General features: G+C 64.9%; 23 protein-coding genes and 1 pseudogene. 8 read left to right on the forward strand and 16 right to left on the reverse strand.

What is annotated here, in order from left to right:
- Positions 1–364: 364 nt before the first annotated feature.
- Positions 365–682, forward strand: a complete 318-nt coding sequence (locus AC1DJW_RS06080; RefSeq protein WP_476900945.1) for a hypothetical protein — start codon at positions 365–367, stop codon at positions 680–682.
- 365 nt (positions 683–1047) lie between these two features.
- Here the strand turns inward: AC1DJW_RS06080 and AC1DJW_RS06085 are convergent.
- From AC1DJW_RS06085 to AC1DJW_RS06135, 11 genes and pseudogenes are all read right to left on the reverse strand, one after another.
- A pseudogene (locus tag AC1DJW_RS06085) lies at positions 1048–1200 on the reverse strand (IS110 family transposase); the annotation flags it as partial.
- Between the two features lie 349 nt (positions 1201–1549).
- Positions 1550–2608, reverse strand: coding sequence for a recombinase family protein (locus AC1DJW_RS06090; protein ID WP_476900946.1), 1059 nt, complete (start codon positions 2606–2608; stop codon positions 1550–1552).
- A gap of 220 nt (positions 2609–2828) precedes the next feature.
- Complete coding sequence (locus AC1DJW_RS06095) at positions 2829–4433, reverse strand: chloride channel protein (RefSeq protein ID WP_476900947.1); 1605 nt, start codon at positions 4431–4433, stop codon at positions 2829–2831.
- A complete protein-coding gene (locus AC1DJW_RS06100; RefSeq protein ID WP_476900948.1) occupies positions 4430–4885 on the reverse strand; it encodes a MarR family winged helix-turn-helix transcriptional regulator in 456 nt (151 codons plus the stop codon). Before AC1DJW_RS06100 ends, AC1DJW_RS06095 begins: the two co-directional genes overlap by 4 nt.
- A 226-nt stretch (positions 4886–5111) precedes the next feature.
- Complete coding sequence (locus AC1DJW_RS06105; protein ID WP_476900949.1) at positions 5112–5693, reverse strand: hypothetical protein; 582 nt, start codon at positions 5691–5693, stop codon at positions 5112–5114.
- A gap of 357 nt (positions 5694–6050) precedes the next feature.
- Positions 6051–7808, reverse strand: a complete 1758-nt coding sequence (locus tag AC1DJW_RS06110; RefSeq protein WP_476900950.1) for a glycoside hydrolase family 15 protein — start codon at positions 7806–7808, stop codon at positions 6051–6053.
- A gap of 16 nt (positions 7809–7824) precedes the next feature.
- Complete coding sequence (locus tag AC1DJW_RS06115; RefSeq protein WP_476900951.1) at positions 7825–8943, reverse strand: enolase C-terminal domain-like protein; 1119 nt, start codon at positions 8941–8943, stop codon at positions 7825–7827.
- Positions 8943–10736, reverse strand: coding sequence for a thiamine pyrophosphate-requiring protein (locus tag AC1DJW_RS06120; protein WP_476900952.1), 1794 nt, complete (start codon positions 10734–10736; stop codon positions 8943–8945). Before AC1DJW_RS06120 ends, AC1DJW_RS06115 begins: the two co-directional genes overlap by 1 nt.
- Before the next feature lie 2 nt (positions 10737–10738).
- A complete protein-coding gene (locus AC1DJW_RS06125) occupies positions 10739–12367 on the reverse strand; it encodes a GMC family oxidoreductase (RefSeq protein ID WP_476900953.1) in 1629 nt (542 codons plus the stop codon).
- Complete coding sequence (locus tag AC1DJW_RS06130; RefSeq protein WP_476900954.1) at positions 12364–13014, reverse strand: gluconate 2-dehydrogenase subunit 3 family protein; 651 nt, start codon at positions 13012–13014, stop codon at positions 12364–12366. The genes AC1DJW_RS06125 and AC1DJW_RS06130 overlap by 4 nt, the downstream gene beginning before the upstream one ends.
- Positions 13011–13466 (reverse strand): hypothetical protein, encoded by a 456-nt coding sequence (locus AC1DJW_RS06135; protein ID WP_476900955.1) that lies wholly within the window; start codon positions 13464–13466, stop codon positions 13011–13013. The genes AC1DJW_RS06130 and AC1DJW_RS06135 overlap by 4 nt, the downstream gene beginning before the upstream one ends.
- A gap of 82 nt (positions 13467–13548) precedes the next feature.
- Here AC1DJW_RS06135 and AC1DJW_RS06140 point away from each other — a divergent pair, with 82 nt between their 5' ends.
- Positions 13549–14049, forward strand: coding sequence for a MarR family winged helix-turn-helix transcriptional regulator (locus AC1DJW_RS06140; RefSeq protein ID WP_476900956.1), 501 nt, complete (start codon positions 13549–13551; stop codon positions 14047–14049).
- Between the two features lie 43 nt (positions 14050–14092).
- Here the strand turns inward: AC1DJW_RS06140 and AC1DJW_RS06145 are convergent, their stop codons facing one another.
- Positions 14093–14410: a hypothetical protein gene (locus AC1DJW_RS06145; RefSeq protein ID WP_476900957.1), complete on the reverse strand. Its 318-nt coding sequence runs from the start codon at positions 14408–14410 to the stop codon at positions 14093–14095.
- Positions 14407–15426, reverse strand: coding sequence for an SDR family oxidoreductase (locus AC1DJW_RS06150; RefSeq protein ID WP_476900958.1), 1020 nt, complete (start codon positions 15424–15426; stop codon positions 14407–14409). Before AC1DJW_RS06150 ends, AC1DJW_RS06145 begins: the two co-directional genes overlap by 4 nt.
- A 221-nt stretch (positions 15427–15647) precedes the next feature.
- Between AC1DJW_RS06150 and AC1DJW_RS06155 the strand changes: the two genes are divergently transcribed.
- A complete protein-coding gene (locus tag AC1DJW_RS06155) occupies positions 15648–15809 on the forward strand; it encodes a hypothetical protein (RefSeq protein WP_476900959.1) in 162 nt (53 codons plus the stop codon).
- A gap of 309 nt (positions 15810–16118) precedes the next feature.
- Here the strand turns inward: AC1DJW_RS06155 and AC1DJW_RS06160 are convergent, their stop codons facing one another.
- Positions 16119–17096, reverse strand: a complete 978-nt coding sequence (locus tag AC1DJW_RS06160; protein ID WP_476900960.1) for an MIP/aquaporin family protein — start codon at positions 17094–17096, stop codon at positions 16119–16121.
- Between the two features lie 243 nt (positions 17097–17339).
- Between AC1DJW_RS06160 and AC1DJW_RS06165 the strand changes: the two genes are divergently transcribed.
- The 3 genes from AC1DJW_RS06165 to acs all read left to right on the forward strand — a co-directional run bounded on the left by AC1DJW_RS06165 (position 17340) and on the right by acs (position 20733).
- Positions 17340–17732, forward strand: a complete 393-nt coding sequence (locus tag AC1DJW_RS06165) for a hypothetical protein (RefSeq protein WP_476900961.1) — start codon at positions 17340–17342, stop codon at positions 17730–17732.
- Between the two features lie 340 nt (positions 17733–18072).
- Complete coding sequence (locus AC1DJW_RS06170; RefSeq protein ID WP_476900962.1) at positions 18073–18747, forward strand: acetate uptake transporter; 675 nt, start codon at positions 18073–18075, stop codon at positions 18745–18747.
- Positions 18748–18753: 6 nt separating this feature from the next.
- Positions 18754–20733, forward strand: a complete 1980-nt coding sequence (gene acs / locus AC1DJW_RS06175) for an acetate--CoA ligase (RefSeq protein WP_476900963.1) — start codon at positions 18754–18756, stop codon at positions 20731–20733.
- Positions 20734–21577: 844 nt separating this feature from the next.
- Here acs and AC1DJW_RS06180 read toward each other — a convergent pair.
- A complete protein-coding gene (locus AC1DJW_RS06180; RefSeq protein ID WP_476900964.1) occupies positions 21578–22252 on the reverse strand; it encodes a TetR/AcrR family transcriptional regulator in 675 nt (224 codons plus the stop codon).
- 52 nt (positions 22253–22304) lie between these two features.
- Between AC1DJW_RS06180 and AC1DJW_RS06185 the strand changes: the two genes are divergently transcribed.
- Positions 22305–22826 (forward strand): CcdC protein domain-containing protein, encoded by a 522-nt coding sequence (locus tag AC1DJW_RS06185; protein WP_476900965.1) that lies wholly within the window; start codon positions 22305–22307, stop codon positions 22824–22826.
- Positions 22823–23794 (forward strand): CPBP family intramembrane glutamic endopeptidase, encoded by a 972-nt coding sequence (locus tag AC1DJW_RS06190; RefSeq protein WP_476900966.1) that lies wholly within the window; start codon positions 22823–22825, stop codon positions 23792–23794. The genes AC1DJW_RS06185 and AC1DJW_RS06190 overlap by 4 nt, the downstream gene beginning before the upstream one ends.
- Here the strand turns inward: AC1DJW_RS06190 and AC1DJW_RS06195 are convergent.
- Entirely contained in the window at positions 23791–24366 is a 576-nt protein-coding gene (locus AC1DJW_RS06195; RefSeq protein ID WP_476900967.1) for a DUF3841 domain-containing protein, read from the reverse strand. The two genes, AC1DJW_RS06190 and AC1DJW_RS06195, sit on opposite strands and share 4 nt — an antisense overlap.
- Positions 24367–24776: the final 410 nt, after the last annotated feature.

Consider the following 24776-nt stretch of genomic DNA (forward strand, 5'->3'; position numbering starts at 1 on the left):
TCCGCCCCGTGAAATCCGCACAGGAGATGCCAGCTTGACCGGCTTGCCGGTTCGGTCTTAGGTCGGCATGCGCGAGTTCGATGCTGACCCGGCCGGGACGAAAGACCTTCTCTGCCAAGCAGCCCGGAACCGAAGGACCGGTACGTGGTGAGCTTCACCCCGCAGATGCTCTTGGGGTGCTTCGTTGCACCTTTGGCAGCGGAGCGGCTCCAGGGGAACGGGGGGTCCCGCCTGATGGCGGGACGCTTTAACGACAACAAGTAAGACCGGGAATGTGCAGGACCTATCATTGGCCTGGCGCCAGGGGTACTCTGGACGGAATTCACTCCCGAAAGTCCTCGGACGGAAGATGGTATTCAGGCGCGTGAGCCTCAAAGACGAGTGGGACCGGCTAGATTCCGCGACCCGGACATGGCTTCTGGAAAATCCGGCATGTCTTGTCCTGCCGCCCGCACTGTCGGCCAAGTTCAGCAAGGCCGCACACGGAGACATCGCGGGTGACCCGCACGGGCAGGTTGTGCTCTCCCCGGACGATCACGATTTCATCCGGGAGAAAGCGGAGGCCGCTGGAAAAACGATCCGCCTTCCCGTGAGGGAATACCGGTTCTTCGACACGGCACCTTTGCCTGTTATCAGGAAAGCGCAGTCCAAAGGCGCAGCTTCGCCGGATAACGACCAGTAGGACCACGTTGCCGAGCGCCATAACGGCGAACACCTGACCCAAGACACGCGGAGAACCGGTTGTGCACCTCGCGGCCGAACGGCCGGCATGCCGGCCGTTCGGCCCGCGAGGTGAGAATCCATGCGAGGGTCGCGGTAGTACTCGCGGAAAATCGGAATCTTCTATATCCGTCAAGCCGCGGTCGGGACCGCACTGCCGGGGGCGTGAAGGGCGTTGAGGGTGGGGTAGAGGCGGCGCTTGAGGCATCGCCGGATTCCTCGTGGGGCCTTGCCTTCCGCTTTGCGGCGTTCGGCGTAGGCTCGGGCAGCTGCCAGCGTCTTCGATGGTCCGAAGGCTTCCGAGGTCCCCGCCGATATGGGGGCTGCCCAGGCGATCGCGCGGGATCTGCACGCGTGGGTGTTGGAGAAGGTCTCGGTAGCGAGGTGCTCGCCGTTGGCGGCGAGCACGGCGTAGGTGTGGGTGCGGGCGTGGGTTTCCACGCCAATGATGAGCGGGCAGGTGTGTGCAACGGTGGTCATCGCGGCCGAGGGTTCCTTCCTCACGAATCGGGCAGACGCTACTGGCCGCGGCGCGGCCGGCGTCGGCCCGGGTGAAGGTCACTCCGAGGAATTCCTGTGATGGGCCACAGCCCTCAGGGCTGGGCAGTCTTCTGATCAAGCCATCGGTGAGGGGCCGGGCAGGCGACGGCCGCTCACCCCGGTCACGGGCGATTCCGATTGTAGGCACGGATGAAACGGCCGGGCGGATATCGAGCCACGCTTCCGGGGCAGGCGACCGACACCTACCCTGCCAGCCGGTCCCGGACCGGCCGCAACAAGACTCACGGGCGGATATGGCTGACCAGGGCAGCCCGGTCGTTTCGTCGCGTCAGGTGCCCGGCGGGCGCGTGGCGACGTCGGCGTGGTCCTGGTCATCGGCTTGAGGGTGGGCCTGGCGTTCTCGTGCTCTGAGCGCCCGGTAGATGCTGGCCAGGCTCGGGTTGCGGCCTTGGTGTTTGCCGGTGGGGATGATCAGGTCGAGGCGGATGTCGTGGAGGGAGTCGCCGTCCGCGCGGCGGCGCAGCAGGGTGTGCAGCATGTCGTCGGTGATGACCGGGGGCCGGCCTCCGTGGTTTCCCTTGCGGGCGGCCGTGTTGAGGCCTTCGAGGGTGGCTTCGCGGATGTTCTCGCGTTCGGTTTCGGCCAACGCGGCGAGGAACGCGAACAGCACCCGGCCGGTGCCGGTCGGGTCGTAGATCCCGGTGAGCGGCCCGGCGAGGATCTCCAGGGCGATGCCGTGTGCCGTGAGGTGGTCGGCGAGGGCGGTCAGTTCGGCGGAATCCCGTCCGAGGCGTTTCATCTCGTAGACGGTGAGGATGACACGGCAGTGCGGGGCGTGGGCCTTGATCTGCCGGGCTGCCTCGAGTGCGGCTTCGAACTTCGGACGCACCCGCACCCGGGTGGAGACCTTCTCGGCGAAGATCTTTTCGCGCGGAATGCCGTGCGCGGCCAGTGCATCCAGCTGGGACTGGAGTTCCTGGGTCAGGTGGTGGGAGCAACGGGCGTAACCGACGCGAATGTCCGCGCCAGGCGTGTCTGCGGGGATTGGTGCCGGCGGCGGGGTGTCCGGCCGCCAGGGCTGGCCCGGTCCACGGCTGGCCGGGGTCGGCATACGCAGCTCCTTGGCCAGGCGGGGGACTTTGGTGAACCGGCCGGTGTGGTAGGTCGAGGCGACGGCACCGGAGCGGGACCGGCACGGCGAGCCGGGCTGGGCTTGGCAGTGGGGGCACGGGTGCTGCTCGATCTCATCGGCGTCGGATGGGACGGTGGTTCCGGGCTCGCTCCTCGTCATCTCCTCGGCGACTTGCTTCACCGGCCCGTTCGGGGACAAAACCGGCCCGACCGGTTCCTCACGGAACGCGGCATCATATTTCCTTCGTGCGGTCATCTATGCGAGGCTCCCATCAACCTGTCTCGCAAAACCATGCGGCCGCAGAAGTCGGTTGTGCGTTATTTGAGTGAGAAGGGGTTCTGAGAGGAATTCTGGCTTTCGCGGCCCCGGATGGACCGGATCGTCTGCGGTTTCCCAGAATCGGGCGTTTTTGCGGGAAGAGGTGCGCATGATCCGGGGGCCAACCCACTGGCGAAGTTCGGGTAGGCGTCGTCGATCAATTGCCGGCTTGCATTCCCACCCGGGTGAGGTAGCGGAGCGAGCGGTCCCGGTCGGTCGCCTCGGTGAGGTCGTGCAGCCTGGCAACAAGCAAATCAGGCGGGCCGATGAGCCCAAGGCATGTGCCGTCGTCGTTCACTACTGCAGCCTCGGGCGCGCCGGTCCGAGCGAGAACGTATGCGGCGTGACGGAGTGTCTCCCTCGGATGGAGTACAGGCGTTGCCTCGGTGAGCGCAGCGGCCGGGGCCCGCATGACGTCCTCGCAGAAGAAGGTCTCGAGCGGATCGGTCGTGTAGTCGCGGGTCAGGTGGAGTCCTCGGCGCGCGATCTTTTCGGTGAGCACCGAACGTCGAAGGAACAGAACGGAGGCGCCGTAGGCAACGACCGAGGCAATGAGCAGCGGGAGTGCGACAGCCCAGGCATTGGTCAGCTCGAGAGTGAAGATCACGCCCGTGAGGGGCGAGCGCATGACACCTCCGACGACGGCGGTGAGCCCGAGCAACGCCCAGAACCCCGGGATGACGCTCGGCAAAACAAGGCCCGCCGCTGCGCCGAGTGCCGCACCGATCATGAAGATCGGAGCGAGCACACCGCCGGAGGTCCCGCTGCCCAGGGACAGCGACCAAATGAGCGTCTTGACCACGAGGATGCCGACGATGAGCCCCGTCGTCGCGTGCCCCGTCAACAGCTGGTCGATCACGTCGTAGCCGACGCCAAGGGCGCGGGGCTCGATGAGACCGCCAGCGCCGATGATGAGGCCGCCGATGGCGGGCCACCACATCCAGTGGATGGGCAGCCGGGAGAACGCGTCCTCTGCCCGGTACACGAGCCAGGTTGCCCCGGCGGCGACGATCGCGCCGGAGAGGCCAACCACGGCGGCCAGCGCCTCGATACCGGGGCTCAGGTGCAATCCTGTGGTCGAGACGGGGAAGATCGGTGCGGTGCCGAGGATCACGCCGCGCACCACGGTCGCGACCGCGACCCCCGCAGCCACAGGTACGAAGCTGCGTGGACGCCATTCGAACAAGAGCAGCTCGACGGCGAGCAGCACGGCCGCGAGGGGCGAATTGAACGTCGCAGCCATGCCGGACGCCGCTCCCGCCACGAGCAGTGTCTTGCGCTCGTCCGCGGTGAGCTGGAGGTGCTGGGCGAGGATCGAGCCGATCGCGCCACCGGTCATGATGATGGGCCCTTCGGCGCCGAAGGGGCCTCCCGAGCCGATGCTGATGGCGGCAGAGACTGGCTTGAGGACGGCGACCTTCGGAGCGATCCGGCTGCCGCCAACGAGGATGGATTCGATGGCCTCGGGCATGCCATGGCCGCGGATCTTCTCCGAACCGAACCGCGCCATGAGACCAATCACGAGTCCGCCGGCGACGGGCAATGTGAGCACTTGCCACCACGGATGTCCGCTGCCCACGGCGACGAGACTTGTCGAGAGGCGGCCATAGAAGAAGAGGTTTGTTGCTAGACCGATCAGGCCCAGGAGCGCCCAGGCCGCGAGGGCCCCGAGCGCCCCGACCGGGATCGCGATGGCCGCCACCAGGAGCATCCGCCGGTCGACGGCGAAATCGCCCAACTGATGGCAGCGGTGGCTGGTCACGCGACCACCGCCCGGCTCAGCGACGTTGCCGAGAGGTGCCCATGGAGAGCGGTGAGACCGGCGGCGAGCTGGTCCCGCAGCTCCGGGTCGAGGTGCGCGAGAGCGTCCCGGAACTCGTCGTCGCGCCGGCGGAGGACGGCTTCAACGGCACCGCGGCCGACATCGGTCAGGGAAAGCAGGACGAGGCTGCGGTTTTCGGCAGAAGCAGAGCGCCGGACGTATCCTCCCGCGCACAGCCGGTCGGCCAACCGGGTCACCGAAGATCCGGAGACTTCGAGGACGTGCGCGAGGGCACCGCTGGGCAGCGTCCCGTGGTCCTGAAGGGCGAACAGCATGCGCATCTGCGGCATGGAAAGGTCCGTGACCTCGTCCACACTGCGCATGGCGACGGCGAGCAAGTCGCGCGTGGCCCGCTGGAGGGCGTCGATGTGGCGGTCGAGAGGATTTAGCATACGACAACTATTGCATACTGCAAGGCTTGCTGTTGCCCACGGCGCTAGTCTTGGCCCGTGCACGCGTTGTCCTGGAATGTCGTCGCGAGGGTGGTCCTGGTCGCATCAGGTGCCTTCTTTGTCGCTTGCCAGGCGATATGGGACCACCGTGTTGCCTACCGACGTTCGCGTACCGGCGGATTCCGCCACAGACCCTCATGCGCGTCGGTGCGCGCTCCCAAGTTATTCACCTGCAAGCGCCGACTGCGAGGGCAGGCGAAGTGGGGCGCCCTCTACGCTGGCGAAGGGCCACGCCGACCGCGGCCGCGGCCAAGGCGATGAGGAGGGCGCTTGCAATCAGTCGCCGCGCCGGACGGGTGGATGTGTCTGAAGCGCGACGAGGGTGCGCGGCATCGCGCTTGTTTCGCGCTTCCGCTACTGGGGTTGTGGGGTGTCCTGATTCCTCACCTTCGTCCGTTGTCTCTGTGGCTGCCGGGGTCGGGTGCTGGCTGCCGGTGCTGTTTTCGGACCTTCGGAGGATACCGCGCTTGCGCAGCTCGTCTTCGACTTCCGGGTCGGGAGCAGCTGCGATGCTGTTGGCGGCTACCGCTGCGGGGAGATCTATAAGATAAGGCTTCCCGTAGGCCGCCTCAGATGCCACAGCATCCAGCCAGGCTCCCGGTTGCCTGGACAGGCCGCGCTCGGCGAACGCCTTGGTCAGCATCGCCTTGATTTGCGGCAGGCTCTTGCCAGGAGCACGTCTGACAACGTCAAAGATGGCCAGCTGTCGCTGCACGTTATTCGGATTCGCTTGTGTTGGGCTTTCCATAGCTGGCCTCCCTCTTTGGACGGCACGCACGCCTACTGGTGCGTGATGCCGTTCTGTGAAATTTTGGTTTTGGAGCTGTCCTATGGTGCTAGGACCCGGCACTTAAGGATGTGCGGGAGAAGCGCAGGGACTGGAATTGCGTGGTCGGGCCAAGGCATCGGTTCCCGGAAAGATTGGGTGCCTCGACCGGTTCTTGCCCGCACGTCGGTCCTTCAGTTGCCTTATGGAGTGCTTTGTCCCGTTGGTACCCCCTCATTCCGGCGGGACACACTTCTTTGGTCGTCCACTGCGGGGAATTCCGGAGCGTCATCTGGCGGGGTCCACAGTGCCGGCTCCTGTCGTGCGGTGTGATGATCGTCAGGGTGCGCGCGGCTGGGCGAGTCGATGGGCTGTTTCGAGCAGGGCGGCGTGGACGAATGCCTGGGGAAAATTGCCGCGAAGTTGGCGTTGTTCGATGTCGTATTCTTCGGTGAAGAGTCCGGGGGAGCCGCAGGCGGACCGGTTGCGTTCAAAGAGCCGGATTGCGTCTGTGGTGTTGCCTTGCTGGTGTTCCGTCAGGGCCAGGTTGAATCCGCAGAGGAGGAAGGCGCCTTCGAAATCCGCCAGGGGACCGGGCCCGTGCCTGTACCTGTAGACGTATCCGTCGTCGAGGAGTTCTTTTCTGACCGCCTCTGCGGTGGCGAGGGAGCGGGGGTCGCAGGCGGGCAGGGCTCCGCGGATGGCGGGAAGCAGAAGTGCGGCGTCGATCCTGTCGTCGGCGGGTGATCGTTGCCACCTGCCGCTGGGATGCGTGGACGTGGACTGGGTGTGTGTGAGGATCAGACTGGCCAGTTGGTCCAAGGCGGCGGCGTGTGCGGCAGGGGCGTAGCGGGAGATGGCCTTGAGACCGGCGACGCAGCTCAGGCGGGAATGGGTCCATCGTTCGTTTCCGAGTTCCCAGATGCCGGCATCGGGAACGTCCCACTTCGCTTTTATGGCTGCCACTGCCTGTTCGACGGCGAGCCAGTGCACCGTGTCGAGGTGGTCGTGGCGCGCGGCTGTGGCAAAAAGCAGCAGGGCTTCACCGAAGCTGTCCAGTTGAAACTGTTGGTTGACCCAGTTGCCTACTGTGTCGGTGCCTCCCGGGTAGCCCGGAAGGTCGAGTGTGTGCTCGTCCGGTACCTTGCTGCCGGTGACGGTGTAAGCGGGCTTGAGGCTGATCCCGTCTGTCAGCAAACGCTCGCTGACGAAGCGGACGGCGCTGTCGAGCAGGTCGGTGGCCGCCCCGGCTCCGGCTGCTTGTCCGGCGAAGCATTGGTCCCGGATCCAGGCGTAGCGGTAGTCGTAGTTACGTTTTGCCTCGGCTCGCTCCGGAAGGCCCAGGGTGGCGGCCGCGACCATGGCCCCTGTCGAGCTCGTCATCCCGCGCAGGACCGCGTACGCCTGGCGCGAGTCGTCAGGCGCGACAGTCGCGTCCATGGCAGGAACCGATGCGGCCCAGGCTTGTGCGGTAGCACTCCAGAGATCCGCAGGTGTAGGCGGTCTTGACGGGAGGGGTTTGCTGGAGAGCTCGAGTGCGAGGTGGTGTTCCCCTCCGGGCTCAAGCTGAATATCTTGCCTGAGCATGCCGTCGATCACGGTTGCCTTGCCCATCCCGCTGATCCGGAGCCTCATTCCGCCGCCGCTGGCACCTGACCACACGCCGTCGTCGGACCTCGAGAAATCCACCCCGTGCCGGCCGAAGCCGGGCCGGGGTTGAAGGAGGATCCGGACCGGAGCGGTCCCGGAGATAAGTCGGATGTGGCGCATGAGTACAGCCATCGCGGGGTCCGCGGGCATGGCGAGGGCTTCGCGGCACTCGATAATCCCGTCCGTCGTGACCCAGCGGCTGTTCCAGATCAGCGTGCCGTCGTCGTAGTGTCCTCCCCAGACGTGGCGCGGATTCAAGGGAGTCACGGCGAACACGCCTGAACCGCCCACCAGGGACGAGAACACTGCTGGACTGTCCCAGACCGGGGCGCACATCCAGACCACGTCTCCGCGCGGCCCGATCACTGCGCCCCGTTCGCCATCGCCTATCAGGGAGTATTCGCGGAGAACCTGGGCAGGGAAAAGCGGGGTGCTGTCGGACTTCATTCCGGATTCCATCTGACTATGCGTTGATTCGGTATTTTTCGGCGTCCCGCACGCGGAACGTGAGACCGTTGCCCGGACTGTCCTCGCGAGGCCGGACGCTGCCGCCGGCGGGGTCGCCGGTACCGTCAAAGAACATGTCCTCGATCCGGACGTGGTCGTGGAACCACTCCAGGTGCCGGAAATTCAGCGTGCCGGCGGCCGCCGAGACTGTCAGGTTCGGGGCGCAGTGACCGGAGACTTCCAGCCCGTGGGCCGCGGCTACCGCAGCCGCCCGGAACCACTCCGTGAACCCGCCGCAGCGGCTCACATCCACCTGCAGGCAGTCCACGGCGCCGGCCTCGCACATCCGCCGGAAATAGAACAGGGTCGTGCCGTATTCCCCGGCTGCGACGTCGGCCGTGACTGATCGCCGGACCTCGCGGAGTCCTTCGAGGTGATCGCTGGACACCGGCTCTTCGAACCAGGCCACCTCCTGCTCGGCAGATGCTTCGAAAACCCGGACAGCCTGCTTGGCGGTGTAGCCTCCGTTGGCGTCGACGAAGAGTTGGACGGCCGGGCCGATGGTTTCCCGGACCTGCCGGATCCGGGTGAGGTCGCGGACTGTGTTCGTGCCGCGGTCCTCGCCGATCTTGATTTTCACCCGCGGGATCTTCTGGTCAACGGTCCATCCCGCCAGCTGGGTGCGGAGCTGCCCCTCCGAATACGTGGTGAACCCCCCGCTGCCGTAAACATCCACTGCCGCCCGGGCCGCGCCGAAGAGCCGATGCAAGGGAAGACCGAGGATCCGTGCCTTAAGGTCCCAGAGAGCGCAATCGACGGCGGAGATAGCATAGCCGGCCAGTCCGGGGCGGGAAGAGGTCCGGACGACCCGGGCCATGGCTTCGGCCGCAGCCGGAACGTCGAAGCAATTGAGCCCGACGACGGCAGGTCCGAGGGTCTCCCTGACCAGCGCCGCGCAGGCCGCGGGCGCGTAAGTCCAGCCGATTCCTGTCCACTCCCCGGCCGCGGCCCGCACCAGCACCATGGTGGTGGCGTCCCACGCGTAGGTACCGTCGGCCTCGGGGGTGCTGGTCGGGACTGTGTAGGCCGATACGTCAAGGGACTTCAACTGAAGCGTCGAATCGGTCACGGCCATCAGTCGTTCCTTTGCGGCAGGAACTCCTGGGCCTTGGTTTTGATTCCCTCCTTGATGAAGCCCCAGGCACTGTCGTCGCCCTTCATGACAGCCTTAGCGCTGTTGAGGGCCTGCTCGAAAGTTGCGTGGGGCGGGATCGGAGGGATGTCGGGGTCGGTGCGCACATCCAGGACGGTCGGCCGGTCCGCGGCGAGGGCCTTCTCCCAGGCGCCTCCGAGCTCGTCGGGGGAGTCGACGTTGATGCCCTGCAGTCCGAGGCTGGATGCGAAAGCCGCGTAGTCGACGTCGGGCAGGTCCTGCGATTCACGGAAGGATGGGGCGCCGCCCATGGCCCGCATTTCCCAGGTGACCTGGTTCAGGTCATCGTTGTGCAGGACCGCCACGATGAGCCGGGGATCACTCCACTCGCGCCAGTAGCGCTGGATGGTGATGAGCTCGGCCATGCCGTTCATTTGCATGGCACCGTCCCCGGCGAAGGCGATTACGGGACGTTCCGGATGGGCGAATTTCGCCCCGATGGCATACGGGACCCCGGGCCCCATGGTGGCGAGGTTGCCGGAGAGGGAGCCGCGGATTTGCCCGTGGAACTTCAGTTGCCGGGCGTACCAGTTGGCCGCGGAGCCGGAGTCCGCCGTGATGATTGCGTCCTCGGGCAGGCGGTCGGAGAGTTCGGAGAAGAGCCGCATGGGATTGATCGGGTTGGCTTCCACCATCGCCTCGGCGTGCATGGTTTCCCACCACCGGCTGATCTTGGATTCAAGGTCAGCGCGCCAGGACCGGTCCTCCTTGCGTTCCAGATGCGGAATGAGGGCCCGCAGGGCGGCCGCGGAATCGGCAACGATGTTGAATTCGTACGGGTACCGCAGGCCGATCAGGCCTGGATCGATGTCGATCTGGACGCCGCGTGCCTGCCCGTCTTCGGGCATGAATTGGGTGTACGGGAAACTCGATCCGATCGTCAGGAGCGTGTCGCAGTCGCGCATCATTTCATAGCTCGGACGGGTCCCGAGCAGGCCGATCGATCCGGTGACGTACGGCAGGTCGTCAGGCAGGGAGTCCTTGCCAAGCAGAGCCTTGGCAACCCCCGCGCCTAGCAGTTCGGCGACTTCGCGTACCTCAGCCGCAGCCCCGCGTGCGCCCTGGCCGATCAGCATCGCCACCTTGCTTCCCTGGTTGAGAAGCTCGGCTGCGCCTCGGATCGCGTCGTCGTCGGGCTGGATATCCGGCCAACGGATGCCGAGGCTGGACGGAACCATTTTGAAGGCGTGGGTCGGCGGCGTGTATTCCAGTTCCTGGACGTCGGACGGAATGATGACCGCCGTTGGTGTGCGGTTGGCCAGCGCTATCCGCAGGGCCCGGTCCAGGACGTTGGGGAGTTGCTCGGGAACGGTGACCATTTGGACGTAGTCCGAGGCCACGTCCTTGAAGAGACTGAGCAGGTCCACCTCTTGCTGATAGGAACCGCCCATAGCGCTGCGGGCTGTCTGGCCGACGATCGCCACCACGGGGACGTGGTCCAGCTTCGCGTCGTACAAGCCGTTGAGCAGGTGGATGGCGCCCGGGCCGGAGGTGGCCATGCAGACTCCGACCTTTCCGGAGAATTTGGCGTAGCCGACCGCTTCGAAGGCGCTCATTTCCTCGTGTCTGGCCTGAATGAATTTCGGCTCGTTTCCGGCTTTTCCGAAGGCGGCGAGCACCCCGTTGATGCCGTCCCCCGGAAAAGCAAAGACCTTGTCCACGCCCCATTCGCGGAGCCGGGCAAGCAAATAATCGGCGACTGTCTGTGATGCCATGTTCAATCTTCCTTTCCTGCGATGAGTCCTTCGGCGGCGCGTGCCGCTACTGCCATGATCGTCAGCGCCGGATTCGCGCTTCCTTGGGTCGGCAGCACGCTGCCGTCGGTGATGAACAGGTTGGGGACCGCGAAGCTGCCGCACGTCCGGTCCACTACGCCGTGGTATTCGTTGGCTGCCATCCGTGCTCCGCCCACGAGATGTGCGTACCGTTTGATCGTGATGACCTCGTCCGCGCCGGCCGCCTTCAGGATCTTCTCCATGACGGATTGGGCGGCACCCACCAGCTGCCGGTCGTTCTCGCATTGGCTGTAGCTGAACCGGGCGACGGGCACCCCGTGCCGGTCCTTTTCGTCCGCCAAGGTGACGCGGTTTCCTTCCAGCGGGAGAAACTCGCACAGCGCCCCGAGGCAGGCCCAATGCGGATAGTCACTCATATATCGCCGCAGCTCCGCACCCCAGTGCCCTTGGGCGGCTACGTGTTCGGCCCAAGCGATGGGAAGTGGCGAAACGGTCTGGATGGAAAATCCGCGCTTGTAGGGCTTGGCGGAATCCGTTTCGTAGAAGTCCTCAGTGCTCACCTCAGGTGGCGGAGCCTTCCACATGCGTACTTCCGCGTCGAACCGGCCCGCCGTCTGCGGCGCGCCCTGGACCATCAGGTACCGGCCCACCTGGTCGAAGTCATTGCACATGCCGTTGGGGAACCTCGTTGAGATTGAGTTCAGCAGGAGCCGCGGTGTTTCGATCGAATAGCCGGCGACGGCGACCGTGCGAGCGCGCTGGAACCGCTCCCGCCCGTGACGGACGTAGTGGACGCCGGTGGCCCTGCCTGTCCCTTCGTCGAAGCCGATACGGGTCACCATCGAATCTGCCCGGACTTCGGCGCCGTGGGCGAGCGCGTCCGGAATGTGGGTAATCAGGGGTGATGCCTTGGCGTTCACCTTGCAGCCTTGAAGGCAGAAGCCGCGGTAAATGCAGTGCGGCCGGTTGCCGAAGCGACCGTTGGCGATCGCTACGGGGCCGACCTTGGCCGTGATGCCGCAGGCGCGGGCGCCGCGCAGGAATAGTTCACCGTTGCCGCCGACGGGGTGGGGCCGGTGTGGGTACCGGTGCGGATCGCCCCAGGGCCAGGATTCTCCGGCGACCGGGAGTTCCTCTTCGATGTCTTCGTAATACGGACGCAAATCCGCATAGTCCAGCGGCCAGTTGGCGCCGACGCCGTCGGTAGTGAAGGTGCGGAAATCGCTGGGGTGGAAGCGGGGTGTGTAGCCGGCGTAGTGGACCATGGAACCGCCTACCCCGCGGCCTGAGTTATTCGATCCCAGCGGCACGGGGTCCTCGCCGGCGATCACGCGCGGATCGGTCCAGTACAGGTGATGCGATGCTGCCTCGTCACTTACCCAGTCCCGATCAGGATCCCAGAACGGGCCGGCGTCGAGAGCTACCGCACTCCATCCCGCGCGGGCCAGCCGCTGCAGGAGGGTTGAGCCGCCCGCGCCGCATCCGACGATGACGATGTCCACTTCGTCATGGTCATCGAACGTGCGCATGTCATCGCGCAGGCGGTGGTTGCTGCCGGGACCGGCTGGAAGCAGCCACGCCGATTCGTTGCGGTTCCGGACGTGGCTCATGGGCGGACTCCTCCGTCATGGGCCACGGGGTCTTCCTGGGGACTGGCGTCGGCCACTTCGAACGGTTCCAGCCGGTCGACTCCCAGGTTCTTGTAGCCGCGCGGATAGGCGGGACCGCCGAACCCGATTTCGTCCCACACCCACGGATGCGAGTAGAAGGCCGTGCAGGCGTAGCGGGTCCACAGCCCCCACACGTGACCGGCCGGCATGCCTTGCCACATCGAGCTGCCGAGGGCCTGGATGGCCTGAAGCACGGCGGCCTGTTGCTCGTTGCTGCAGTTTGCGAAGGATTGATTGAATGATTCCTCAGCCGCGCGGTCCAGCGCCGACAGCGACGTGCGCCAGGCCTCGCCGTCTTCGGGCATGTCCTCGTAGCGCCAGCCATCCGTCTGGTTTTCGGCAAGTCGTGCATCGACGAAATTGACCACCGGGATGCGGGGCTCGGCGTGTTGGGCGAGCAGTTGGTCAAACAGCGCCGTGGCCGTGGCCTCTTCGGCCGGAGTGAAGAAGCGGATGTCGGCGGGCCGGGCGAGCCGGCCCAGGACCACGCCGGCGGTGGTCTTGTCCCAATGGTCGGATTGGGCAACGGTGCTGAAACCAGGGTACCGGCCGCCGCCCGCGCCTGTATCCAAGGGAAGCGAGCTCATTTCTCCCGCCTCAGCACCGACGCGAGTAGCCCCATGCCGCCGACTAGCGTCACCAGCAGGGGCGCGAGCAGAGGCGGTCCCATCTCCAGGTTGTAGCGCAGATTGGAGAACCCGCCTGGCTTTTGGGCGATGCCGCGGGCGTGGAGGTAGGTTCCTTGCAATCCGTTGGCGACGATTGCCGCGCTTGCGATCGGCAATGCCGTTTTAGCCATCCTGCGGCTGAAGATGCCCGCTATGCCGGCTGCGGCCCCGATCGGGCCAAGCGCGACGGGTAGCCACATCCATTTGTTCCCGAAGCTGGCTTTGTCATGTTCGAAGTAGATCTCCGCCGCCGTCACCAGAGCGCCCGCTGCCGTGAGTCCCGAAAGGGACCTTTCGAATCGGCCCGTTTTCACGTTGCGCACCATGCGGTCAACGAGGTGGCTCACTTCGCCTTCGACTTCATGTTTCATGCTGTTCCTCCTCAATCAGACACGTCCGGTGCAGCGGGGCAAACTTTGCTGTCACGCAACTACCAGGGTGATACTGGGGTGCGTGGAGAGAATCGAAGACAGCGACGCGGGAGCCCGGATAGATGGGGCCCAGATCGATGCGGTGCTTCGGGCCGCCAACGTGCTGCTTCGGGTCGTGGCGCAGTCGGTCGTGGAAGTCGAGGACATCGTCACGAGCCCGCAATTGCGTGTGTTGGTCATGATTGCCTCTCGCGGACCGCAGAATCTCGGCGCCGTCGCTGCGGAGCTGGGCGTGCATCCCTCCAATGCCACGCGTATCTGCGAGCGGCTGGTCAATGCGGGGCTGATCGGTCGGCGCGATGACCCCGGTGACCGCCGGTACCGGGCATTGTCGCTGACTCCCGAGGGTGTCTCCCTCGTCAACACGGTCCTGGAACACCGCCGCAAGGCCGTCGCCGCGGTGATGGGTCGGATGCCGGCGGGGTTGCGCGGGGTTTGCGCCGTGGGCATGGATGCGTTTGCGGCGGCGGATGGTGGCGAAGGCTCCGAAGACGGCCGGTTCAGCATTGATCTGCACGGGTGACGGCCTCTGCATTCAGTATCGTGCCCGTCGCCGATGGTGCTTGTCATTCGAACTCTCCCGCTGCAAAGACAAGTGCAAGGACGGCGTTGGCGGTCGCGGGCGTCCGGTACCTGAGGTCCAGTGCAGCGAGTAGGACCATACTCGCTGCGTGGACCGCGTCCACGCTGCCTCCGATGCGGTGGGCGGTATGCCCGGCCCGGGCTGTCAGCACCGCCTGAATCAGGTGCCGTGCGCCGAGGATTCGGATGACGGTCCGGGCCTTGCGGTCAGGTGGGTTGCCCAACAGCCGGCCGGTCAGGAAATCCGGGGCCAGAAGCTCGCACATGCCGTAGACCCCTCGGACGACTTCCAAGGGCTTCATTGCTCTGCCCTCCGCAAGAACGCGCCGCGCGCAATTGCCGCGGCCGTGAGGAGCCCGACGGCGGCAGCACCCACCGTTGCATGGCGCTGGGAGGCCCACAGCTGGGCACTACGCCGGGAGGACCTGCGATCAAAAATGCCATGCGTCCCGAAATCCTTGGCCGTGTCCGCAGGCTCCCAGAGGTTAGCCGGCTGCTCCGGACTTCGGGGCTCCGAGGTCTGCTGGGCTTTGAAGCCTGTCTTGGCGAGGTAGCGGTCGAGCAGTGCGGGGGCGAAAGCGTTCACGATGAGGGTTCCGGCGGTGCTGCCGCCCACCCAGTATTCTCGCCGTTTCGGATGGTCGGCGGCGTACACGACCGCCCGTGCGGCCACCTTTGGCTGGTAAATCGGCGGCACGGGCTGCGCCTGATGCGGAAGACGGGAGAGCACCCAGGAAAATTGGGGTGTATTGACGGCGGGCATCTGCACCATGGTGGTGTGGATCCCGCTCGATTCATGTAGCAGTTCGCACCGCAGGGACTCGTTGAATCCTTGAATGGCGTGCTTGGCGCCGCAATAGGCGGTCTGCAGCGGGATACCCCGGTAAGCGAGGGCTGAGCCTACCTGCACAATGACTCCACGGTTCCGTGTCCGCATGCGCTTCAAAGCCGACATGGTTCCGTAGACGTAACCGAGGTAGCTGACCTCGGTGACGCGCTTGAACTCGGGCGCCGTAATTTCGGAAAACGGGGAGAAAACAGAGGTGAAGGCAACGTTTACCCAAACATCGATCGGCCCCAGCTCGCGCTCGATCTGCCCGGCGGCCGCGTCGAGCGCCTCGGCATCGGCGACATCAACACTCAAAATCCATGCACGCCCGCCGGCCGCTTCCACCTCCCGTGCGGCTCCGGCCAGCCCCGCTTCGCCGCGGGCGAGCAAGGCGACGATAGCCCCTTGGCGGGCAAAGGCAACCGCAGACGCGCGCCCGATTCCGCCGCTGGATCCCGTGATGACAACTATGCGTCCGGTCTTGTCCATGAAGGTGGCTCCTTAGCGTGTCAGAAACTGGGTCAAACACCCCGGCCGTCGGCGGGGCGCTGACACGGGTCCCCGCTAAGCCATCAATCTAGCCGAGATGCTTGCGCTTGCGCAATGGTATGTAGGCTTAGGAGTTCGGGATCCGGACATGGAGGGGGGCAGCACGAGCCGGTGCTGCCTGGTCCCAGCGATGTGAGCGGTCAGGTCTCCGTACGACGGTCATGAGTGCGGAAGCCTATTCCTGGCAGGCCATGATGGCTGCGGCACTGCTCGAGGCCATGCTGTCTCTTTCACGGCGCTGGCTCTATGTCCTCTTGTCCATACTCCGCGACGGCACCATCTACACGCCGACGTCCGTGGGGGTGCAAGCAATCGCGGATTGACGGACGGCGCCTCTCCATGCCGCGCGCTCAGGTCCCGACAGGGCAGGTTCTACCGGATCCTCGGCGCCTGTGGTTCAGTTCACTTATGCCGTCTCGATCCTCGGGAAAGCCGCCAACGGGCAACCCTGGGGCCAGGCCTGAGGTGAAGCGCGGACTGACCCGCAACCTGTACTCTCGCCGCCCTTCAAGGGAGAACTCCGGAGGGCAGGTCGTCGGCCGATCATAATCTCGCAGATTGGCCGTTCGTGCAGCGGTCTACCGGCGCAGATGACGGTCTCTCCGGTGGCTTCCGATCAGATCCTGGATGCCTTACTGTCCTGCCGTGCGCTTCGGTTCGGACGCCGGAGCGCTCTCTGCGCCGGTCCGTCCCGGAAGCGTGGGTTCCGCCAACAGGGTGCGCGCATGGAGCACGTCACCGATGAACCAGTCGTAGATCAGCACGCCGATCACTCCGCCCACGAGGGGGCCGACGATCGGGATCCAGAAATACCAGCTGAACGACCCGTCAACAGTGCCCGGCAGCGCCGTCTGCCCCCATCCGGCGAGCCATGCAAACAGCCTTGGCCCGAAGTCACGGGCAGGGTTGATGGCGTATCCGGCGTTCGCGCCCACGGACATGCCGATCGCCGCCACGGCCAGCCCGATCATGAACGGCCCCAGATTTGCCTGTACAGCGGTGTTGCGCATGTCGATGATGGCCACGACGAACAAAACGAGGAAAGCGGTGCCGACAATCTGGTCGACTAGCGGGCCCCCGGGATTTCCGTTGAAGTAGGGTGCCGGGAACGTGGCGAAGATGGAGTAGGTCGCCAGCCCCTTCGGATCCGCGCGCCCGGTGCCGACAGCCTTGTTATAGGCGTCGATGGCATCGTGATAGAGCAGGTACACCAGCGCTGCACCGGCGAAGGCGCCAATAATCTGGGCAAGGATGTACGGGCCGACCTTCTTCCAGGGAAACTTCCGCCGGACCGCGAACGCCACTGTTACGGCTGGATTGATATGCGCCCCGCTGACGCCACCGGCGACGTAGATTGCCAGCGTCACAGCCAGCGCCCATCCCCACGTGATCAACAGCCAGTCGCCCGCGGCCATGAAGATCGTGGTCGAGGTCGCGGCCCGTCCCGAGCCGGGCAACGCGGCAACTGCCATGGCCACGACCCCGTCGCCGAAGGCAATCAGCACGAACGTGCCGAGGAACTCGGCGAGGAGCTCACCCCATGTACCACCCAGTTGCTTGAGGCCGCTTCCCTTGCGGACCGCATTCCTTAGTGGACTGACATCACTCATTCCGAGTGCCTCCTTGAGTCATCTGATTCACCATAGAAAATTGACAACCCCAGCACCTTCATGGTAGTTCGATCGTCGCCGCGTCACTAGTCGATTGCCTTGGGTAACCAACGGTTGCCTCTGGCATCCATGAGCCAAGGCCTACCCGTGCCGGCCCACCGTTCTGTTGCGGAACAACCGCCCTCGCTAGACTTAAAGCGTGCAGTAGAAAGACGCGGAGTACGTTTCGAGAAAGGCACCAACATGACCGACAACAGCAGCTTCGAAGACGCTGTCGATGAGACGGTCACGGCAAAGAAGCCAGAAGAACCAGACCTGCGGGGCCGGTACATCGAAGGTAACTTTGGTAAAGCCGGTGCACAGCCCGGCCGCAATGCGGACGACGAGGAAGGCCAATACATCGAAGGGGACTACGGTGCGGCAGGCAGCGAAGGCGGACTGCCCGAACCCCTGGGCGACAAGGCCAGGGAATCGGGACGCTACGTCAAGGCCGACTACGGCGAAGCCGGATCGACACCGGGCCGCACCGCCGAATCTGAAATCGGGCGCTATTCAGAAGGTGACTACGGAGCGGACGGCAGTGTGGATCCCGTGCGCAAACCCCATAGCGATACAGGGACGAACGCCCAGAAATAGGACAGTCGCCGCGCGCTGCCGGGTGGCAACGCCGCCGGCCCGGCAGCAACGGGTCGCTCTGCTGTGGGGGCAAGGCCAATGCTGTTGGTTTTCGGGGGGCTTCTGCGTCGGCCGGGTGTCGACCACCAGGACTTCGACCGACAAATCGACGCACTGTGCGACGCGGGCATTCCTGCGGGCAGATCGGTCGGACCTCGCCACCCGGGACAACGAATGTGATCTGCACCACAATGTGTTGCGACCTGAATCACAACCGATTCCGATATTAACCTTGCACCCTCAGGTATAGCCTGAAATTAGTCACCAGCAATGGTGCTGGTGCTGACCAAGGAGTCGTACCATGAGTGTCGAATCAAGCTCCGCGGCAGGGACCTTCCCGGCGGGAAGTGGTCGCAGGGCTGAAAATCCCGTACCAGCCCAAGGCGCTGTTGTATCTCCTCAGGCGAGCATCAGCCCAGCCTTTGCCGATCCGGCAGCTTTAGGTCTGGGCGCTTTCGCCATGACCACATTTGTTCTCAGTGTCATCAATGCTGGCCTGATCGCCAAAGCGGACGAACCCGTCGTCCTGGGACTTGCATTGTTCTACGGCGGCATAGCGCAGTTCGCCGCAGGGATCTGGGAGTTTGCCAACCGCAACGTCTTCGGCGCGACGGCTTTCTGCTCATACGGAGCGTTTTGGCTCTCGTTCTGGTTCTTGAGCCAGTTCAGCGCGGGCAGCCTTCCGGCAGCGGACGCCGGCAAAGCGGTCGGCCTCTACCTGCTGGCCTGGGCAATCTTTACCGCCTATATGACCATTGCCTCCTGGCGCGTCAGCCTGGGCGTCTTTGCTGTCTTTGTCTTCTTGACCCTCACCTTCATCGCGTTGTTTATCGGCGCCTTCGCGGGAGCAAGCGGCATGACGGTGCTGGGCGGCTGGCTGGGCCTCGTGACGGCCCTTATCGCCTGGTACTGTTCCCTCGCAGTGGTCGCGAACGCCACCTACAAGCGGACCGTGCTCCCGGTAGGACGACGGTGACCAGAGATGGCCGAGTACCCAACTGAATCGGATGAAACCCTCGCAAACCTGCTGCACGAACAACGGCGATTCCCCCCGGACGCCGGCTTTTCCGCCCAGGCCAACGCCACGGCGTCGGACTATAACGAAGCCGACGGCGACAGGCTGGCGTTTTGGGCACAGCAGGCGCAGCGGCTGGACTGGTCGCAAAAATGGACTGAGGTCCTGGACTGGTCCAACCCGCCATTCGCCAAATGGTTCGTCGGGGGCAAGCTCAATGCCGCCTACAACTGCCTGGACCGGCATGTAGCTGCCGGCCACGGAGACAAGGTCGCCTACTACTTTGAAGGCGAAGCCGGGGACACCCGCACCATCACCTATGCCCAGCTCACGCACATGGTCTGCCAGGCAGCGAACACGCTGACCGATTTGGGCGTCACTGCCGGAGACCGGGTGGCCATCTACATGCCCATGATTCCGGAAACCGTGGTGTCAATGCTGGCCTGTGCGCGAATTGGAGCACCGCACACAGTCGTATTCGGCGGGTTCTCTGCGGACGCCCTCCGGACACGGATCCACGACTGCGATGCGCGGATCGTCATAACCTCCGACGGCGCCTACCGCCGCGGCAAGGCCAGCGGGTTGAAGTCCGCCGTCGACGAGGCACTGCTGGACTGCCCGGACGTCCGCAATGTCCTGGTGGTCCGCCGCACAGGCCAGGAAGTCGACTGGACACCGGGCCGCGATATTTGGTGGCACGAGTCGGTTGAACTGGCTTCCGCCGAGCACGACGCCAAGGCCTTCGACGCCGAACATCCGCTCTACGTGATGTACACCTCGGGAACCACGGGCAAGCCCAAGGGCATCCTGCACACCACCGGCGGCTACCTGACCGCATGCGCCTACACCCACTGGGCAGTGTTCGACCTGAAGGCTGAGTCCGATATCTTCTGGACAGCCGCGGACATCGGCTGGGTTACCGGACACAGCTACATCGTCTATGGTCCCTTGGCCAACGGCGCCACGTCCGTGCTGTACGAAGGCACACCGGATACCCCGCATCAAGGCCGCTGGTGGGAAATCATCGGCAAGTACAAAGTGTCGATTCTCTACTGCGCCCCGACCGCGATCCGGACGTTCATGAAGTGGGGCGCCCAGATACCGGCGAAATACAACCTCGAGAGCCTGCGTGTGATCGGCACGGTGGGCGAGCCGATCAACCCCGCAGCTTACATCTGGTACCGGGAGAACATCGGGCACAACCGAACCCCGGTGGTGGACACCTGGTGGCAGACCGAGACCGGATCCATCATGATCAGTCCACTCCCGGGAGTTACAGCAGGCAAACCGGGTGCCGCCATGAAGGCACTCCCCGGAGTCGTGGCCGACGTCGTAGATGACACAGGCGCGCCGGTTGCCGACGGTTCCGGCGGATACCTGGTCCTGAGGGAACCCTGGCCATCCATGCTGCGCACCATTTGGGGCGACGACGAGCGTTACGTGGAGACGTACTGGTCACGGTTCCCGGGGCTCTACTTCACGGGGGACGGCTCGAAAAAGGACGAGGATGGGGATATTTGGCTCATGGGCCGGGTGGACGATGTGATGAACGTGGCAGGGCACCGGCTTTCGACCACGGAAATCGAATCGGCCCTCGTCTCCCATGCGAAAGTCGCCGAAGCCGCCGTCGTCGGCGCCGCCGACGAAACCACCGGGCAAGGCATCGTTGCCTTCGTCATCCTGCGCAGCGAGGCGGGCGACGGCGGACCGGAAGTCGTGCAGGAGCTTCGTGAACATGTGGCCAAGGAAATCGGCAAAATCGCCCGGCCCCGGCAGATCATGGTGGTCGCGGAACTGCCCAAGACACGGTCCGGCAAAATCATGCGGCGGCTGCTCAAAGACGTCGCACAGGACCGGCCGATCGGGGATGTCACCACCCTGGCAGACTCGTCCGTCATGGACCTGATCAAGGCCGGCATGCCGGGCGGCGCCGGCGGGCTGCACTAGTTGGCAACCAGGTCCAGCTGAACGATGGACTCGGGGCCGCGGGGATTGATCTCCAAGCCCTGCGCCACGGCCCAAGCGCTGCTGTCCATCGTGGTCGGTTCCGCCGCGCGGACCTCGGTGATCTGCTTGCGGCCGCCGGTGCCGCGGCCTTTGTCTGTGAAGTGGCCAAGGATTTTGCGGAGTTCGTTGGCTGGCGTTGCTCAAGTCCACCTCATAGGACTTTGCGGCGAGGGCGAAAGTCAATGTCGAAGGAGTGTGCCAGGGGCAGGGGGAGGCGGTGTGCACAGTCCACACTTACGTCTGCTTTATGGAAGTGCCTATGGCGGTCCGCCCCTGAGTTTTCGACGTGCATACCTTCAACGCACGTGCTGGCTCTACGAGCTCACTGCACACCACCGCGCTGGAATGGCCGGCACCGTCCGCCGTACGGCCGCAGGCCTTCCTCGCCAACTGCAGCCCAGACCGGGTCAGCTTGGGGCCTCCAAACGAACCGCCACGTTTAGCAGTGCATGGCGTGATATCCCGGACTTCCCCATGACAGCCCACGGCCCGCGGACACCACCGCCTGGGCTCCTGCGAACACCCCAAACCAATTCGGGCACGTCACTGTTGCACGTGCAACTAGAACAGGAAGCCGGTACTCAGGCGCCGGGCTGGTTCCGCGGCCGAGTATCGGCACGAGGGCCTTCCCTGGAAGTTGCTCTCGGCGATGGCTGCGCCCGTGTCCGGTACGGGTCGACACCGGGTATTGGCGCGTTTCCGTGCCACCGGTTGCTCCCAAACCGGAGGCGCTTGCGCCGCCGTGACCGGCCCGAGGCAAAGAGCGCGGGTGGCGCGGCCGGGGTCACTTGCTGGGGGTGATTGCCAGGCCGGCGGTCAGGGCGGCCAGTCCGAGCTCGAACTGCTCCTCACCGGCGACCTCTGGCAGCTCGTCGAGGACGCCGGCGACAAACGGAACCTCGGCTGGAGGCAGGTTGGCAGCTTCTCGCCGCCAACTCGCCGCGTACGTCGCTTGTGGCTGGCGGCGTGTGCGCGGTATCTCCCAGGCCACGAAGCCTGTGGCATAGGTGAGGACGGCGTAGACCGCGTGGACGCCTTGCGCCGGCGGCATCCCGGCCCTCGCCAAGGGTCCGAGGAGAGCCTCGAGGCCGCGCAGGATGCCGGACCCGATCACCGCCCGGGAGAGGAAGATCATCGGCAGGCTCGGGTGCTCGATCAGGTTCAGCCGAAGGGCCCGTCCCCAGGCAAGCAGGATCGCCATCGCGTCGGCGGGGAGTGGGCGGGGGAGCTGGAGGTCGCGCAGGCCGCGTTGGGCGATGGCATCGAGCAGGTCTTCCTTGCTGTTCACATAGCCGTAGAGGGTCATCACCCCGCATTTGAGGCGGCGTGCCAGCATCGGCATCGTGAGGGCGTCGAGGCCCTCGCTGTCGGCCAATGCCAGCGCGGCGTCGACCACTTGCTCCCGGGTCAGTGAGCCGCGCGGTCGCCGTTTTCGCGGGGTCTTGACAGGGTCCTGCATGGATGTAGCGTACTACTTACGGTAAGTAGTACGCTCCTGGAGGTGAGAGCGGATGCCCCCGGACCAGACTGTCGGCCTGATGGTCAATATCGCGATCTACCTCGCACTCATCGCATTTGTCCTCTATCGGCAGATGAGCGCGCGACCGCTCAGGGCTGGCAGACTCATGCTGCTACCGGCGGCCCTTGGCCTCTTCGGGGTCCAACAGCTGGCCCGCGAGCCTCTGGGTATGGATGTGGGCGGTGTAGCTCTCCTTGTTGTCGGTCTCGTCATCGGATTGGCCGCCGGTCTCTGGAGGGGGACAACGTTCCGGGTCTGGCCCGATGCTGGCCACGTGATGGTCAAGGGCACAGCGATGACGCTGGTGACCTGGGCGGTACTCATCGTGATCCGGTTGCCATTCGCGTTCCTTGGTCAGGCTGCAAACCATCCTCAGGGCTTCGTGATAGGGGAGCTGCTCCTGGCCCTGGCAGTAACGTTCGCCGCGCAGAACGCCGTGATCTGGGCCCGGGCAAAAAGGCTCCACGTCGACGACACCGTGGTCCACCGGTCCGGTCAGGAGCGTAGGCGATGAACTCAAGGGCGCGCCCGGCTGGGCCCAACACGCAACCCCCAGGGAGGGGACATGGAGCATCGCCATCAGCGCCACGTGCGATTGACGCTCCGGGCGCGAAGCTGACTCCCGGCCGGAAGACGATCTTCGCCGTCGCCTGTATCGTGGCGGGGTTCCTGCCGGTGTCGGCCGGATACGTGCCTGGTGATGACGCCCGGCTCGCCTGCGGTCTGGGCGTCACGATCGCTCTCCTTGCCCTCTCGCTGCTGGCGAGACGCAGCGCCGCCATGCGCGGGTACTGGGAGATACCCTTGGCTTTCTTCGGGATGTCCCTTTTCATCCTTGCTGACCGCTATGTGCCGGGATTCCTTGCCACCCAGGTCCTGCACAGCCCACCTGTCCCCGGCAACCCACTGGCTTCGACGGTTCCGGGCACGGTCATCATCGAACTCGATGAACTGCTGCTCACTGTCGTCGCCGTCCTGGTGGTGGTCTGGATCTCGAGGAGTTCGCCAGCCTCGATCTATGTCCGCAAAGGGCGATTCGGACGAGCATACGTGATCGGAATCATCGGGTTTGTCGCTTTCTATGTACTCACTTTCGGAGCCCTGTCGCACTCCCGGTTCATGCCTGTGCACGGCACCTTCGATTTCGGCCGCTACCTCAGCCTGACGCCCGCGCTGCTGGCTGCGGTGGCTGCCAACGGGTTCCTGGAAGAGCTGATGTTCCGCGGGCTCCTGATGTCCAGGCTCAACCTCGCTTTCGGGCCCTACCTGGCGACCTTCATCCAGGCGGCCATCTTCGCTTCCTGGCACGTCGGCGTCACCTACACGGCCTCCGCCCTCGTCTTCATCGTGTTGTTCGCCTTCCCACTCGGCGTGATCGGCGGCTATCTCACGCGCAGCTCGGGCAGCATCATTCCCTCCTCCCTTTTCCACGCGGGCGTCGACATGCCGATCTACCTGGGTTTCCTGTCTTACGTGTCCTAGCGCTTCCCGGGGGTCTCCCGCTGATCCGGATCGATTCCCCAAGCGAACTGAATGCCAGTCCGGTGCCGGATGTCAGTGGATGAGCCGGCGCTGGATAGTCCCGGCCAGGTGCAGACCGGCTCGTGGTTGACCCCGGCGGCGGATACCCGGTCAAAGAAGTCATCGAGCACGATGTTGTGCCGGTCGCTGTAGGCGTCATCGCTTTCACGCGGGTGGGCGAGGATGTTGGGTGATCCGTTGAGTACCCGGCGCCAGTCGTCGAACTCGGACAGGAGCACGCGTCCCCGCTGGATCCGGCAGGTCAGCAGCACCTTCCCGAGGGACCGGCGGCAATGGGACAGCAGGTCCCGGCGCCCGATTTTCGCCCAGAGCCACAAGGCACCTTTCCCCCGGGTTGGCACGCGGGACTGCATCTGCCGGTACATCCAGGCGTAGGCGTCCGGGAAGGCGGTCCAGGACCGTGCGGGGTCGGCGACGATGCGTCCGGTGGAGAGGAGCTGACCGACGGCGTCCTCGGTCTGAAGGGTGGCAGCAGCAGGACCCGCGCTTCGATGTCGCGGGGGAAACGTCATGGGCTGATCATGCATGCTCCCTCCGACAAGGAAGGGACGGCCGGACCATCGCATGGATAATTTACTCGCAGACCCGAATATCGGACGCGGCCAATAGTGCCGGGCTTGACGGGATCGGTTGGGTGTCGAATCGGCACAACAGCGCCTGCATGTGGGTATGGCGGTGCTTGGCGCCCATAACCACCGGCCTGTTCGCCCTCCCCCGGCTGATCGTGGTGGTCCCCATGATTGTCCGCCTCGGCGCGAGTACAGGCGGCTCGGCAACCGGCAGCGAACCGCGCCCTGCCGCTGGCTGCCGTTCTTGACCGTGCAGGAATAACAGGCATTCTTTTCTGTCAACAATTCATGATTGTTGACATAGTTGTCATATAATTGTTGTTTCGGCGATGCGCTCGCCGGCACGAACGTCA

Source organism: Arthrobacter sp. 05L417 (assembly GCF_056397865.1).